The 14737-nt window shown below is 69.0% G+C and carries 11 protein-coding genes; 7 read left to right on the forward strand and 4 right to left on the reverse strand.

The genetic code is table 11. From position 1 onward, the window contains the following. Positions 1-71 precede the first annotated feature (71 nt). The 7 genes from ABD729_RS06385 (at position 72) to ABD729_RS06415 (ending at position 11145) form a co-directional block, all read left to right on the forward strand. Complete coding sequence (locus tag ABD729_RS06385; protein WP_344709318.1) at positions 72-2258, forward strand: autotransporter assembly complex protein TamA; 2187 nt, start codon at positions 72-74, stop codon at positions 2256-2258. Beyond that, positions 2258-6505 carry a translocation/assembly module TamB domain-containing protein gene (locus ABD729_RS06390; RefSeq protein ID WP_344709319.1) on the forward strand — a complete coding sequence of 1416 codons (4248 nt, stop codon included), beginning with the start codon at positions 2258-2260 and terminating at the stop codon, positions 6503-6505. Before ABD729_RS06385 ends, ABD729_RS06390 begins: the two co-directional genes overlap by 1 nt. Further along, positions 6505-6681 carry a hypothetical protein gene (locus ABD729_RS06395; protein ID WP_344709320.1) on the forward strand — a complete coding sequence of 59 codons (177 nt, stop codon included), beginning with the start codon at positions 6505-6507 and terminating at the stop codon, positions 6679-6681. The genes ABD729_RS06390 and ABD729_RS06395 overlap by 1 nt, the downstream gene beginning before the upstream one ends. A 91-nt stretch (positions 6682-6772) precedes the next feature. Then, on the forward strand, positions 6773-7999 hold the full coding sequence (locus ABD729_RS06400) for an acetyl-CoA acetyltransferase (protein WP_344709321.1): 1227 nt from the start codon (positions 6773-6775) through the stop codon (positions 7997-7999). 83 nt (positions 8000-8082) lie between these two features. Continuing rightward, positions 8083-8508, forward strand: coding sequence for a nuclear transport factor 2 family protein (locus tag ABD729_RS06405; protein ID WP_344709322.1), 426 nt, complete (start codon positions 8083-8085; stop codon positions 8506-8508). Beyond that, the gene (locus ABD729_RS06410; RefSeq protein ID WP_344709323.1) at positions 8505-10322 is read left to right on the forward strand and encodes an AMP-binding protein; all 1818 of its coding nucleotides are present in this window, start codon (positions 8505-8507) and stop codon (positions 10320-10322) included. The genes ABD729_RS06405 and ABD729_RS06410 overlap by 4 nt, the downstream gene beginning before the upstream one ends. A gap of 25 nt (positions 10323-10347) precedes the next feature. After that, entirely contained in the window at positions 10348-11145 is a 798-nt protein-coding gene (locus ABD729_RS06415) for a DUF1295 domain-containing protein (protein WP_344709324.1), read from the forward strand. Here ABD729_RS06415 and ABD729_RS06420 read toward each other — a convergent pair. From ABD729_RS06420 to ABD729_RS06435, 4 genes are read right to left on the reverse strand one after another with little or no spacing between them, the layout of a single operon-like run. Then, positions 11142-11528 (reverse strand): nuclear transport factor 2 family protein, encoded by a 387-nt coding sequence (locus ABD729_RS06420; protein WP_344709325.1) that lies wholly within the window; start codon positions 11526-11528, stop codon positions 11142-11144. The two genes, ABD729_RS06415 and ABD729_RS06420, sit on opposite strands and share 4 nt — an antisense overlap. Then, positions 11525-12457, reverse strand: a complete 933-nt coding sequence (locus ABD729_RS06425; protein WP_344709326.1) for an NAD(P)H-dependent flavin oxidoreductase — start codon at positions 12455-12457, stop codon at positions 11525-11527. Before ABD729_RS06425 ends, ABD729_RS06420 begins: the two co-directional genes overlap by 4 nt. Beyond that, complete coding sequence (locus tag ABD729_RS06430; RefSeq protein ID WP_344709328.1) at positions 12454-13599, reverse strand: acetyl-CoA C-acyltransferase; 1146 nt, start codon at positions 13597-13599, stop codon at positions 12454-12456. The genes ABD729_RS06425 and ABD729_RS06430 overlap by 4 nt, the downstream gene beginning before the upstream one ends. Further along, on the reverse strand, positions 13596-14636 hold the full coding sequence (locus tag ABD729_RS06435; protein ID WP_344709329.1) for an NAD(P)H-dependent amine dehydrogenase family protein: 1041 nt from the start codon (positions 14634-14636) through the stop codon (positions 13596-13598). Before ABD729_RS06435 ends, ABD729_RS06430 begins: the two co-directional genes overlap by 4 nt. Between the last annotated feature and the right edge of the window lie 101 nt (positions 14637-14737).

The raw sequence follows: 14737 nt of genomic DNA on the forward strand, positions 1-14737 counted from the left end.
TCGTCCCGGACGTGAGACGTTTGCGTCCGCGATGCATTCAGGCGCGAGCGATCCCCGAAAAGAGTCATCATTTGCGTTTCTTCGTTCCGACCCGGGTCCGACCCGTTCTGCTGGCCGGTTGCGCCACTGCGATCCTTGGTCTGGCAGCGACCCCGGCCGCAGCGCAGGTCAAGGCGCCGCCGCCCGAGCGGCCGGTCTGTCCGCCCGAAAGCGCCACCATCGCGCCGCCGCCACCCGCGGGTGCGAACCTGCCGCAGGTCGAGCCGATCGTCTGCCAGGACGAGGTCCAGCGCGAAGTGCCGCCGCTGGGGGCCGACGATCCCGCGCTGAACGGGCCGCTCGAAAGCGTGGCCGAGTTCGAGGCGCGGCTGCGGGCGCAGGAAGCGGCGGGCGTCGGCGTGGCGCCGAGTGCCGACCCCGAGCTTGCCCAGCCGCTTCCGCCGCTCGGCCAATTCGACGTGCGCGAGGTGGAACTGGCGCAGCCCGACACGGCGGAAGCGACGCCCGAGCTGCGCTATTCGACCAGGATCGACGGGCTGACCGACGCCGACGGTGCGACCGACGCCGACATGCTGGGCGAGTTCAAGGCGCTGTCGGCGCTTGACGACGGCAAGGGCAAGGCCGCGAACGAGGCGATGCTGTCGGCGCGGCTGACCGAGGACAGCAAGCTTGTCCAGCGCATCCTGCAGGCCGAGGGCTGGTACGACGTGACGGTGCAGACCCGCATCGAGCGTGCGCCAGAAGCGGCGGCGGACCAGCCGGTGACGGTAGTGCTTCAGGTGTCGCCGGGTGAGCGCTACAAGCTGGCCTCGATCAAGGTCGAGGCGGATCCTGTGGTGCCCGCCGACCTCATCACCAAGAACCTTGCCTTGCAGGCGGGCGAGCCGATCGTCGCGCAGCGCATCCAGGGCGCGGAAGCGAACCTTGCCATCAAGCTGCCGCAGGAAGGCTATCCCTTCGCGGTGGTCGGCCAGCGTGACGTGCTGCTCGATCCCGAGACGCACCTTGGCGATTACACGCTGCCGCTGACGCTTGGGCCGCGGGCGAGGTTCGGGGGTTTCCGGACGACCGGCGACTTGGCGTTCGGAGCCAGTCACGTGAAGACGCTTTCGCGGTTCAAGGCGGGCGAGCTGTACGACAGCCGCGACGTCGACGACCTGCGCGCGGCGCTGGTCGCGACCGGCCTGTTCAGCACGGTCGCGGTCGAGCCCGAGCGGACCGGGCAAGTCAATCCGGACGGGACCGAGACGGTGACCATGCTGGTGACGCAGGACGCCGGTCCCCCGCGGACGCTGGCGGCAAGTGCCGGTTATGGAACCGGACAGGGGTTCCGGGTCGAGGGCAGCTGGACGCACCGCAACCTGTTTCCGCCCGAAGGCGCGCTGATCGCGACGGCCGTGGCGGGAACGCAGGAGCTTGGCGCGAGTGCGTTGTTCCGCCGCTCCAACTGGCGCAAGCGCGACCGGACCCTGCAGTTCGGGATCGAGGCGCTGCGGTCCGATTATGACGCCTTCAACGCGACCACCGGGCGGCTGTTCGCGCGACTGAGCTACGACAGCACGCCGATCTGGCGGAAGACGCTTACCTGGGGGCTTGGCGCGGAAATCCTCGGCACGATCGAGAAGGATTATAATTTCGCGCTTGGCCGGCGCGACGACCGCAAGTTCCTGATCGGTGCGCTGACCGGGCAGGTCGGGTTCGACCGGACCGACAGCCTGCTCGACCCGACGCGCGGGTTCCGGGCGCAGGTGTTGGTCCAGCCGGAAGGCGCGATCAACGACGGCTTCCGTCCGTATCTGCGCAGCCAGCTGGACGGGAGCGCTTATTATCCGGTCGGCGACAATCTGGTGATCGCGGGCCGCGCGCGGGCCGGAACGACGCTGGGGATCGACCGCTTCCAGCTTGCCCCGTCGCGCCGTTTCTATGGCGGCGGCGGCGGTTCGGTGCGTGGCTTTGCCTATCAGGCGCTGGGACCCAAGGATCCGCTCGGGCGGCCGCTCGGCGGCCTCAGCCTGACCGAGGCCGCGGCCGAGGTGCGCTATCGCTTCGGCGACTTCGGCGTGGTCGGCTTCGTCGACATGGGCCAGGTCTATGAGAAGCGCGTGCCGAGCTTTCGGGACCTGCGGACCGGCGTTGGGCTTGGCGGGCGTTATTATACCAGCTTCGGGCCGATGCGGGTCGATGTCGCGACACCGATCGGGCGGCGCAAGGGCGAGAGCCGGCTGAACGTCTACATCTCGATCGGCCAGGCCTTCTGATGAGCGACATCACCGCCGCCTCGCCCGATGAGCTTCCCGAAGGTGGGCACGAGACGATCGTCGTCCGGCGTCGGCGCAACTGGCCGCTGACCATCTTGAAGGCGCTGGCCGGACTGGTGGCCGGGCTGGCGCTGCTGGTGCTGGGGCTGTTCGCCTTCATCAACACCGACGCGGGGCGGCGGTTTGCGGCGGACCGGGTCGAGGGGCTCGCCTTTGCCAACGGGATGAAGATCGGGGTGGGGCGGATCGACGGGTCGCTGACCGGCGCATCGACCATCCACGACTTCACCCTGTCCGACCCCAGGGGCGTGTTCTTCACGGCGCCGCTGGTGAAGCTCGACTGGCGGCCGTTCGATTATCTCAACAACCATGTCGACATCCGCAGCCTGACCGCCCCGACCGCGACGCTGGCGCGATTGCCGCAGTTCACGGCGACGCCGCCCAGCGAAGGGCCGCTGCTGCCCGATCTCGATATCGATATCGGGCGGCTGAAGGTCGACCGGCTGGTGATCGGGCCGTCGGTGACGGGCGAACAGCGCGTGGGCTCGATCGACGGTCGCGCGAAGATCGCGAACCGGCGCGCGCAGGTTGCGTTGCAGGCCGCGGTGATCGGGGGCGACGGGCGCGCGGGCGGGGACCGGCTGGCGTTCAACCTCGATGCGGTACCGGACGACAACAAGCTGACGCTCGACGCCTTCGTCAGTGCGCCGGCGGGCGGTGTGCTGGCCAAGATGGCCGGGCTTGCGCAGCCGCTGAGGGCGCGGGTGCAGGGGCAGGGCGACTGGAAGCGCTGGGACGGACGGCTGCTCGCCGACCTCGACAATGTGCCCTTCGCGCGGCTGGCGCTGACCGCCCGCGACGGCACTTTCGGGGTGCGCGGCCCGACCCGGGTAGCGCGGCTGGTCGAAGGGCCGACGGCGGCGCTGCTGGGGCCGATCACCAATGTCGCGCTGCAATCGACCTGGGCCAATCGCCGGGCGGACGTCAGCGGCCGCCTGTCGAGCGATGCCTTTACCCTGGTCGCGAGCGGAATCGCCGACGTGGGGCAGGACCGGTTCGAGGATATGAAGCTCGATTTCGGGCTGCGGAAGCCGCAGGTGCTCGCGCCCAACCTGTCCGGACGGGAGCTTCGCGCGGCGCTGACGCTGAACGGGGCGCTGCGCAAGCCGCTGGTCGATTACCGCGTCACGGCCGCCAGCCTCGCGTTCAACGACATGGGGCTGCAGGGGCTGAGCGCGCGGGGCAAGGCCCGGTTCGATGGCGACCAGATGATCGTCCCGCTTGCCGCGACGGCGCGCGCGATCACCGGGCTCGATGTCGCGGCGGGCGGGACGATCGCCAACGTTCGGCTGGACGGCGACCTGGCGGTCAGCTGGCCGCGGATCGTGTCGGACAATATTCGCCTCCGCTCCGACCGGATCGATGCGACGGCGATCGTCCTCGCCGATGTCGGAAAGGGGCTCTACACCGGGGCGATCGAAGGCCGGATCAACGATTACCGGGTCGACAGCGTCGGCATCTTTAACATCGACACCAACGCCGACGTGAAGACGGTGCCGGGCGGCTATGCGCTGGTCGGGCGGGTGCGCGCGCAGTCGACGCGGCTGTTCAACGACGGGGTGCGAAGCTTCCTCGGCGGCAATCTGATCGCGTCGAGCGATGTCGCCTACGGTACCGACGGAATGATCCGCTTTTCGCGGCTGCGGCTCAATTCGCCCCAACTGCGGGTAACCGACGGGCGCGGGAGTTATTCGCCGAACGGACAGATCGACCTGCGCGCCCAGGGCGTGTCGCGGCAATATGGGCCGGTCGGCGTGCAGGTGGCAGGTACCGTCAGCGCGCCACGCGCGATCGTCACCGCGGCGCGGCCCGGGCTCGGGATCGGCATCGCCGGGCTGACCGCGCAGATCCGCAGCACCGGCAATGCCTATGCGATCCTGGCGCGGGGGCGGAGCGATTATGGCGACTTCACCGCCGACGTGCTGGTGCAGACCGCGGCGGGGCCGCTGACGGTCGATATCCGCCGCGCGACCCTGGCCGGGATCAACGTGGCCGGCCGGGTGCGGCAGACGGCGGCGGGACCATATGCCGGGCAGCTCAACGCGCAGGGGCAGGGGATCGGCGGGGTCGTGCGGCTGGCGGCGGCGGGCCGCTACCAGCAGGCGATCGTCAACCTGAGGGCCCGCAACGCGGTGCTGCCCGAGCCCGCGGGAATCGCGGTCGGCGCGGCCATCGTCGATGCGCGGATCACGCTTTACGACCAGCCGGAAGTGATCGCCGACGCGCAGCTGGCGCAGGCGCGGTTCGGATCGACCGACATTTCGGCGCTGCGCACCATCATCAATTATCGCGGCGGACAGGGCTTTGCGCGCGGGATCGCCGAGGGCACGTCGGGTGTGCCGTTCCGGATGGCCTTCAACAGCGAACTGACGCCAAGGCTGTGGCGCGCGGCGCTGAAAGGCCGGGTCAACGGCATCGACGTGCGCACCGAAAACCCGGCGCGGATCGTCCCGCGCGGGGGCAGCTACGAACTGCTGCCGACGCGGCTGGTGTTCGATCGCGGCAGCATGCGGCTGGCGGGCAGCTACGGCCGCGAGCTTGCGCTGCAGAGCCGGATCGATGCGGTCGACATGAGCATCCTCAACCTGTTCACGCCGGGCCTTGGCGTCGGCGGGCGGGCGACCGGAAGCATCGACTTCGTCCAGGCCGGCAATGCCTTCCCGCGACTGGATGCGAGCCTTGCGATCCGCAACTTCACGCGGACCACGGCGGCGTCGGTCAGCCGGCCGCTCGACGTCAATCTCGTTGCCCGGCTGGCGCCCGGCACCGGCACGCTGAATGCGGTGATGCGGACGCGGGGCACGGTGGTGGGCCGGGTGCAGGCGGCGATCCGGCCGCAGGGGGGCGGCAGCTGGACCAGCCGCATCGCCGCGGCGCCGCTAAGCGGCGGGATCCGCTACGTCGGCCCGGCCGACGCGCTCTTCTCGCTTGCGGGGCTGACCGACCAGAGCCTGTCCGGGCCACTTGGCGTCGCGGCCGATTTTGGCGGGCGGGTCGAGCAGCCGAGCCTGCAGGGTGTCGTCCGCGGGCGCGGGCTGACCTATGCCAATGCGACCTATGGCACGCGGATCACCGACATGGCCCTGCAGGGGCGCTTCACCGGCGAGCGGCTGGAGATCGACCAGCTGACCGGCCGGGCGGGGAGCGGGACGGTAACCGGCAAGGGCTTCGTCAGCCTGGCGGCGGCGAGCGGCTATCCGGCGGACTTCGACCTGTCGCTCGACAATGCGCGGCTGGCGGACAGCGACGCGCTGCGGGTGACGGCGACCGGGACCGTCCGGCTGCTGAAGGCCGCCAACCAGTCGCCGGTGCTGAGCGGAACGGTGCGCTTGCCGGCAACGCGCTACCAGATCGTGCGGCAGGGCTCGGCGCAGGTGCCGGAGCTGACCGGGGTGCGTTTCAAGCCGCCGCGGGGCCGGCCGCGGGTGACCGGCGATGCACCGCCGCAGTCCGCCGCCGCCAGTTTCGGTGACGTGCGGCTCGACCTTGCCATCGTCGCGCCCGGGCAATTGTTCGTGTCGGGCATGGGGCTGGAAAGCGAATGGCGCGCCGACATGCGGGTTACCGGCACCAGCCAGGCGCCGCGGATCACCGGCAGCATCGATCTCGTCCGCGGCACGCTCGGCTTTGCCGGCCGCTCGTTCGAGCTGCAGGAGGGCCGCGTGCGGTTCAATGGCGGCAGCGCGAGCGACGCCACGGTGGCGATGCAGGCGACCGAGACGATCGAGGATGTCGATGTCACGGTGAACGTCGCCGGCAACGCGCTCGACCCGCGGATCACCTTCTCGAGCTCGCCCGGGCTGCCGCAGGACGAGATCGTGTCGCGCATCCTGTTCGGCAATTCAGTCGGGCAGTTGTCGGCGATCCAGGCGGTGCAGCTCGCCGCCTCGCTGAACACGCTGCGCGGATCGGGCGGCGGCGGGCTCAACCCGCTCGGCAAGCTGCGGCAGGTGGCCGGGATCGACCGCCTGCGGATCCTCGGACCGGACGACACCAGCGGACGCGGAACGGCGCTCGCGGCGGGCAAATATATCGGCGACGACATCTATCTGGAGGTGGTGACCGACGCGCGCGGCTTTACCGCCACCCAGCTCGAGGTGACGCTGAGCCGCAGCCTGTCGATCCTCAGCCAGGCCGGAGGGTCGGGGCAGACCAACGTCAACGTGCGCTACCGGAAGACCTATTGATGCGGGCAGCGGCGCTCGTCCTGCTCCTGCTCGGCCTCGCCGCATGCGGGGACCGGCGCAGCTTCGACGAGCGCTACGAGGATACGGGCGCAAAGCTGGAAGAGCGCGCCCGCGCGATCGACGGCAACCTTGCCAACGAACTGCCTGCAGATGGAGCCGGCAACGCGGCGTCCTGAGCGGCCCATCCCGATTCACGGCTTGTCATTCGCGAGCGGCACGCATAGCTTACTTGCGTAATCGAACTGACTGGACGTTGGGACGCTCGCGATGGTCTATATTCTTGGTGGTTGGCAGAGCGACTTCGGCCGCAACTGGTCGCGCGAAGGGCTCGATATCGCGGGTGCCTTTACCGAAGCGCTGAACCAGGGCCTGGCCGAGACGGGGCTCGAGCCCAGGGACATCGAGACCGGCCATGTCGGCAATTTCGTCGGCGAGCTGTTCGCCGGCCAGGGGCTGCTCGGCGGCTTCTTCGGGCTGGTCCATCCCGACCTCGACGGCTTGCCGACGTCGCGCCACGAAGCGGCCTGTGCAAGTGGCAGCGTCGCAATCCTTGCCGCCACGGCCGAGATCGAGGCCGGTCGCTACGACCTCGCCTGCGTGCTGGGGATCGAGCAGATGCGCAACGTGCCGGGCAAGACCGCGGCCGAGCATCTGGGGGCGGCGGCGTGGACGGGATACGAGTTTGGCGATGCAGAATATGTCTGGCCGCGCGCGTTCTCGGATCTGGCGGAGGAATATGACACTCGCCACGGCCTGAAATACGAGCATTTGATGCGGATCGCCGAGATCAACTTCGGCAATGCCAAGCGCAATCCCAATGCGCAGACCCGCAAATATGGCTTCACCGAAAAGAGCTTTACCGCCGACGACGAGGCCAATCCGATCGTCGAGGGCCGCACCCGCAAGATGGACTGCGGGCAGGTCACCGACGGCGCGACGGTGATCTTCCTGGCCTCCGACGAGCGGGCCCGCCGCTATGCCCGCGAGCGCGGAATTCCCCTGTCGAGCCTGTCGCGGATCAGCGGCTGGGGCCATCGCAGCGCGCCGATCGCCTATGACCACAAGGTCAAGGCGAGCGCCGGCCAGCCCTATGTCTTTCCGCAGGTCCGCCGCGCGATCGAGGATGCGCGCCGCCGCGCCGGGGTCGAGATCGGCGACATCTCCGCGGTCGAGACCCACGACTGCTTCACCGCCACCGAATATATGGCGATCGACCATCTTGGCCTGACCGCGCCCGGCGAAAGCTGGAAGGCGATCGAGGAAGGCGTGATCGAAATGGGCGGGGCGTGCCCGATCAATCCTTCGGGCGGCCTCATCGGCCTTGGCCATCCGGTCGGCGCGACGGGCGTCCGGATGCTGCTCGATGCGCACAAGCAGGTGACGGGCACCGCCGGGGACTATCAGGTCGAAGGCGCCAAGCGCGTCCAGACGCTCAACATCGGCGGATCGACCACCACTTCCGTCAGCTTCATCGTCGAACAGGCAGACGCCTGATGCGGGTCGGGCGGCGGCCACTTCTCGCTGCCCTTGCCGCTTTTCCCTTTGCCTCCCTTCCAGCCTTCGCGAGGACCCAGCCCATGACCAGAATGCAGCAATTCCAGGCGGTGATCGACGGGTGGAAGCGCAAGGATGTCGAGTTCGTCCTTGGCCAGATGACCGACGACGTGGTGTGGCATTATGCCGCGGCGATTGCTCCGCCGGCCAAGGGCAAGGACGCCGCGCGCGCCTTCATCGACCAGTTCGGCAAGAATATCGGCGAGGTGCGCTGGCGGATCTTCCACCATGCCGAGGTCGGCGACCGGTTGTTCGTCGAGGGCGTCGATGAATATACCACCAAGGACGGCACCGCGATCGCGGCCCCTTATGCGGGCGTGATCGAGTTTCGCGGCGACAAGATCAGCGGCTGGCGCGATTATGTCGACCGGGGCGTGATCGAAGCGCAAAAGGCCGGTGGCGGCTGGAGCGAGCAGGTCAAGGAGTTGGTCGGACGGCCGGCGCAGTGACAATCGCGGAGGAGGCGATTGCCGCAAGCGAAGGCGACTGGCGTTCGGCGCCGTTCCGCCATGCCGAGTTCCTGCCGGTCGACCTCGACTTACGGCGCGATGCCGACGGCACCATCCGGCTGACCACCAATCATCCCTACGAGCCGATCGACGGCAATCTTGCCCGCGCTTTCTTCGCGATGGCCGAGCAGAAGGGCGATGCGCCAGCGCTGGCCGAGCGTTCGGACGGCGGCGAGTGGCAGGCGACGAGCTTCCGCGACCTCGCCCGCGACGTGCGCGGCGCGGCGCAGTGGATGATCGACAATCTGCCGCCGCGCGGCGTGCTGGTGATCATGGCCGAGAACAGCATCGCCGTGGCGGTGATGACTTTTGCGGCGTTCGCAACGGGCCGGATCCTGTGCCCGGCAAGCCCGGCCTACGGAATGGCAGGCGGCGATCATGCGCGGCTTCGCCACGTGTTCGCCAAGGTGCGGCCGGCCGCCATCTTCCTCGATCCACGGCCGCCCTATGCCAAGGCGCTGGAGGAGATCGGCGCCGACTGCCGGATCATCTCGGCCGACCCGTCGATGTTCGGCGAGGGGGCGGTCGCCTATGCCGAGGTGATCGCGACCGAGCCCACCGGCGCGGTGGACGAGGCGGTCGCCGCGGTCGATCCGTCGCAGACCGGATCCTACATGATGACCAGCGGGTCGACCGGCCTGCCCAAGGTGGTAGAACAATCGCTTGACGCGCTGGCCGCCAATACCGCGCAGGGGATCGGCCTGATCGGCCGCGCCGCGGGGTGGGACGAGGAAATGCTCGACTGGCTGCCATGGCACCATGCCGCGGGCGCTTCGGTTCTGCGGGCTGGGCTGATGCTCGGGGGCACGCTGCACATCGACAGCGGCAAGCCGGCGCCGGGCCTGTTCGAACGGTCGATCGACAATTTGCGCAGCAAGAGCGTCGCTTATTTCAACAACGTGCCGCTGGGCTATGCGATGCTGGTCGACGCGATGGACCGCGATCCCGTGCTGCGCGACACCTTTTTCGCGAAGATGCGGCTGATGCTCTACGGCGGCGCGGGGCTGCCGCAGCCGGTCTACGACCGCCTCCAGCAGCATGCGGTGGCGGCGACCGGGCATCGGGTCCACATGACGACCGGCTATGGCATGACCGAGACGGTGTCGGGCTGCTGCGCGATCCATTTCGAAACCGACAAGGTCGGGATCGGGCTTCCGGGGCCGGGGGTCGATATCAAGCTGGTCCCCAATGGCGCGCGCTATGAAGTGCGGCTGAAGGGCCCGATGCTGATGAGCGGCTATCTCGACGAGCCCGAGAAAACCGCCGCCGTGTTCGACGAGGAAGGCTATTACCGGACCGGCGACATGGCGGTGTTCCATGACGAGGCGCATCCCGAACAGGGCCTCGCCTTCGCCGGGCGGATGGCCGAGGAGTTCAAGCTCACCAACGGGACCTGGGTCTATGGCGGGCAGTTGCGCGAGGCGCTGCTGAAGGCGCTGTCGCCGCTGGTCAACGAGATCGTGCTGGCGGACGACAATCGGCCGTTCCTGGGCCTTCTGGTATGGCCCAAGGCCGATGCGCCGGCCGACCTGCTCGACCAGCTCGTCGAGCGGCTGCGCACCTTCAACGCCGGGCAGCAGGGCGGGTCGGCGACGATCCGGCGGGTGGCCGTCATGACCAGCCCGCCGACCGCCGACGCGCACGAGATTTCGGACAAGGGGACGATCAACCGGCGTGCGGTGCTCGATCACCGCAGCGACCTCGTCGAGCAGCTTTATGCCGGCGCGCCGGGCCCGAACATCGGGGTGGTCTGAGCTTCAGGATTTTACGGGGGTGAATATGGTTCTGTCGTTGCTGGTGACGAATGCCGTCATCCTGGTGGGGTGCTTCGTCCTGCTGTGGGCGCTGTGCCTGAAGGGCCGCGACGTGACCCCGGTCGACAGCTTCTGGGCGTTCGGCATGGTGGTCATGGCGGCGAGCAGCTTCCTCCTCACCGACGGGCTGCACGAGCGCAAGTTGCTGCTGCTTGGGCTATGTGCGCTGTGGGGCATTCGGCTCGGCAGCTACATGCTGTGGCGGTGGCGCGATCATGGCAGCGACCGCCGCTATGTCGCGCTGCTCGGCAAGGCCGAGGCGCAGCGCGGGTGGAGCTTTGCCAAGGCATCGGCGCTGCTGGTGTTCGCGACGCAGGCACCGTTGCTGTTCATCGTCTGCCTGCCGGTCCAGCTTGGCCAGGTCGCCGGCGGGCCGCCGCTCGGAGCGCTGGCCTGGATCGGCGCGGCGGTCAGCCTGTTCGGGATCGCGTTCGAGACGATCGGCGACGCGCAGCTGGTGCGATTCAAGCGCGATCCGGCCAACCAGGGCCAGGTGATGACGAGCGGCCTGTGGCGCTACACCCGCCATCCCAACTATTTCGGCGATGCCTGCGCGTGGTGGGGGATGTACCTGGTCGCGGCGGAGACGGGCCCGGGCGTGTGGAGCTTCATCGGCCCGGCGCTGCTGACCTGGACGCTGATGAAGTGGTCGGGCGCGCCGACGGTCGAGCGCAAGATGGCCAAGACCAAGCCCGGCTATGCCGATTACGTGGCGCGGACGTCGGGCTTCGTGCCGTGGCCGCCGAAGCGCTCAGCCGCCTAGCGGCCGAACGCCCTCAACTTCGCGCCCGCCGCGCTGTCGATATATTCGTCGAGGCGGGTGATCTTGCCGTCCTTCATCCTGACTACGACGCAGGCATCCATCTTCCACGGCGTGCCGTCGGGCAGGGTGGCGGAGAGGATATGCTGCTGGACGAACCCGTCCTTGAGCGGCTCGCGGCGGAGCACGGTGTACTTACGGTCCGGAAGGGTGCGGATGAACCATTCCAGCACCTTCACATTGTCGTCGATCGACTGTTCGAGGCCATCGGTATTGTGCCAGATCACCCCGCCCGGCGCGTAGCAGGCACGCATGCGGTTGGCGTCGCCCTGCTGGACGGCATCGACGAAGTCGGCGGCGAAGGCTTCGATTTCCTGTTCGGTCATGCGGATCTTCCTGTGCTGAGGAGGCGGGCGCGGCCCTCGTTCCAGCCGCGTTCGAGTTGATCGACGATCTGCGCGACGGGCTCGACCGCCTGCACCGCGTGGAGCCCTTGGCCGGCCGACCAGACATCGCGCCAGCGCGCGCCGGCCGGAGCCGAATAGTCGCGCTTCGCGGGGCCGGTGAGATGGTCGATGTCGTAGCCGGCCTGGGTCAGCGACGGCTTGAGCCAGGAAGCGGCGGTGCCGGTGACGGCCGGGCTGACGAGGAGATCGGTAGCCGAAGAAGCGATCACCATCGCCTTGTAGCCTTCGCTGGCGCGGCTTTCCTCGGCGGCGAGGAAGCGGGTGCCCATGTAGACGAGGTCGGCGCCGGCCGCGACCGCTCCCGCCACCGCAGCGCCATCGGCGATCCCGCCGCCAAGGCAGACAATACCGTCGAAAAAGCTGCGCAGGACGGCAAGGAAGCTGAAGGGCGACAGGCTGCCAGTATGGCCGCCGGCGCCCGCCGCGACCGCGACCAGCCCGTCGGCGCCCGCCGCCGCGGCCTTGCGGCCGAGCGCTTCGCTGACGACATCGGCAAGCACGATGCCGCCATAGGCATGGACGGCCTCGACCACCGGGGCGGGACTGCCGAGCGCGGTGATGACGATCGGGGGCTGGTGCTTGGCGACCAGCGCTAGATCGTCGGCGAGGCGGGGGTTGGTCGAATGGGTGACGAGGTTCGCGGCCCACAGGCCGGGCGCATCGGCGCACCCCGCGGCTATCTCCGCCATCCAGCGGTCCAGTTCCTCGGCGGTGCGGCAATTGGGCGTCGGAAAGGCGCCGACGATGCCACTGCGGGCGGCGGCGATCACCATCTCCGGGCCGGTGACCAGGAACATGGGCGCGGCGACTACCGGCAGGCGGAGGCGGGCGAGCAAGGGGTGGGTCATGCCAGCCGCTCGACCACCATCGCCGCGCCGACGCCCTGCGCGCCGGTCGCGACCACCACGCCGATCGTCTCGTCGGCGGCTTCGAGGACGTCGAGCAAGGTCGACAGCAGGATCGCGCCGGTGGCGCCCATCGGATGCCCCTTGGCGAGGTGACCGCCCGAGACGTTGACGCGGCTTTCGTCGATGCGGCCTTCGCGCAGGAAGCGCGCGATGACCACGGCGAAGGCTTCCATGAATTCGATCCGCCCGACGTCGGCAAGGTCGAGGCCGGTCGCGGCAAGCACCTTGTCGAGCGCGGCGAAACCCGCGGTCAGGCTGTCGCGCGGATCGCCGCCCGCTTCGGCATAGCCGAGGATCCGTGCCCGCGCGCCCGAGCCTTCGCGGCCGACGAGGGCCAGCGCCGCGCCGTCGGCCATCGGCGGGGCGTGGGCGACGGTATGGCGGTGGTCGATCGTGCGGGCTTCGAGCGGCCCGGCATAGGCGCCGGCCATCGATTCAAACGCCGGCGGGAGCGCTGCGAGCCGGTCGCTGGTGGTCGGCCGAACCGCCTCGTCGCGATCGAGGCTGCCGGCTGCGATCCGCGACCGCTGGAAGGCGGCGTTGCTTTCGGCCGCGGCGGCAAGCGACTGCGAACGCAGCGCGGCCGAATCCAGTTCGGCGCGGGTGATGCCTTCCTTTTCGGCCAGCAGGTCGGCGGCAAGCGCGACCGGAATGTAGCGCAGGCGAGGTTCGAAATCGGTCGCTTCGTAATAGTTCGCGCGGTCGGCCATGAAGGGCACGTGGCTCATCATTTCGACCCCGCCGGCAAGCGCACGGTCGATCTGCCCGGCGCTGATCGCGGCAGCGGCCTGGCCGATCGCGCTGAGGCCGGAAGCGCAATAATTGTTGATCGTGTGCGTGACGGTGCTGTCGGGAAGCCTGCTCGCAAGCTTGGCGACCATGCCGACGTGGCCGCCCTGCGCGCCGACCTGGCCGACGCAGCCGAGCGTCAGCTGGTCGACCCGTCGCGGATCGTTTCCGCGGTTTTCGAGCGCGTCGACGAGATGCGCGACAAGGCCATGCGGCGTTTCGCTTGCGAGCCCGCCGTCGGGCCGGGCCTTGCCGCGGGGGGTGCGGACGGCGTCGAAGATCAGCACGGTCATGCGGCGCTCCACGCGGCGGGCGGGCGGTAGGCGAAGAAGCCCGGCGGTGCGGCGATGACGTCCGGGATTGCGCGGATCGCGACCGCCACCACGGCATCGGTCAGCGCCCGCGACGGCGGCATCGCGGGATCGGCCTCGGTGATGTCGAGGGTCATCGAGATGGTCGGGCGGCCGCTGATCTCGATCTTCCAGTGACCAAGCTTGTCGGGGCCGTGGAGCGAGGGATCGGCGGTCCACAGGATCGACATCAAGATCTCGGGCCCGGCCTCGGTCAGCGCCGACCAGCGCCATTCGGTGGCAGCGACGCGGCCCGTCTCGATCGTCCCGGCGGCGATGATGAGGGGCGAGGGCGCGAGGGTCAGGCGGTGGTCGGGTCGGATTTCCCGCACGCTGGTGCCAAGCTCGGCCGCGGCGAAGTGGAGCACTTCGGAGAAGAGCTGGCCGTAAAGGTCGGCAAGCGGCCCCGAGCGGATGTCGGCCGCTGCGGGATCGCTGTTGAAGCCCATCAGCCCGAACACGAATTCGGGCGAGGTCATTGCCGAGGCATCGACCGTTTCGAACACCGCCAGCCGCTCGAGCTCGTGGCTCATCGCGGTGGCGGCGAGTGCGATGCGTTCGACGATGAGGCCGGGGTTCACGCCGACCCCGGCCAGCGTCACGCCGCCGGCAAGCGCAGCCTCGTGGAGGCGGCGGACATAGTCCTCGCCATGGGCCTGCGGGAAATGGAAGCCGGCGACCGAGATGACGTTCTTTCCGCTCCGCAGCAGCGCGGCGACATCGTCGACCAGCGCGTCATAGGGGAGGGTGATGCGCGGCATGTGGAGGACGAGGTCGGCATCGAGGTCGAGGATCTGCTGGCGGTCGCTGGTAGCCGCGACCCCGATCGGATCGCGACGGGCGATTTCGCCGAGGTCGCTGCCGTTCTTGCGCGCGCCGTAGACGAAGCCGCCGACGAGGCGATGACGGGGATCGTCGAGGATCCGCCGGATCGACGTCCGTCCCATCGACCCCGTTGCCCATTGCACGATTGTCGCCACGTTTGTCGTCTTGCCCCGTCTGTCTGTAGGTCTGGCGTAGCCAACTTGCCTGCCGGTGTCAGTATATTTATGAAAGTTGGAAGCAGGCCCCGTTCAGCGTC

This window comes from Sphingomonas humi (assembly GCF_039536725.1).
Classification (GTDB): Bacteria; Pseudomonadota; Alphaproteobacteria; order Sphingomonadales; family Sphingomonadaceae; genus Sphingomicrobium; species Sphingomicrobium humi.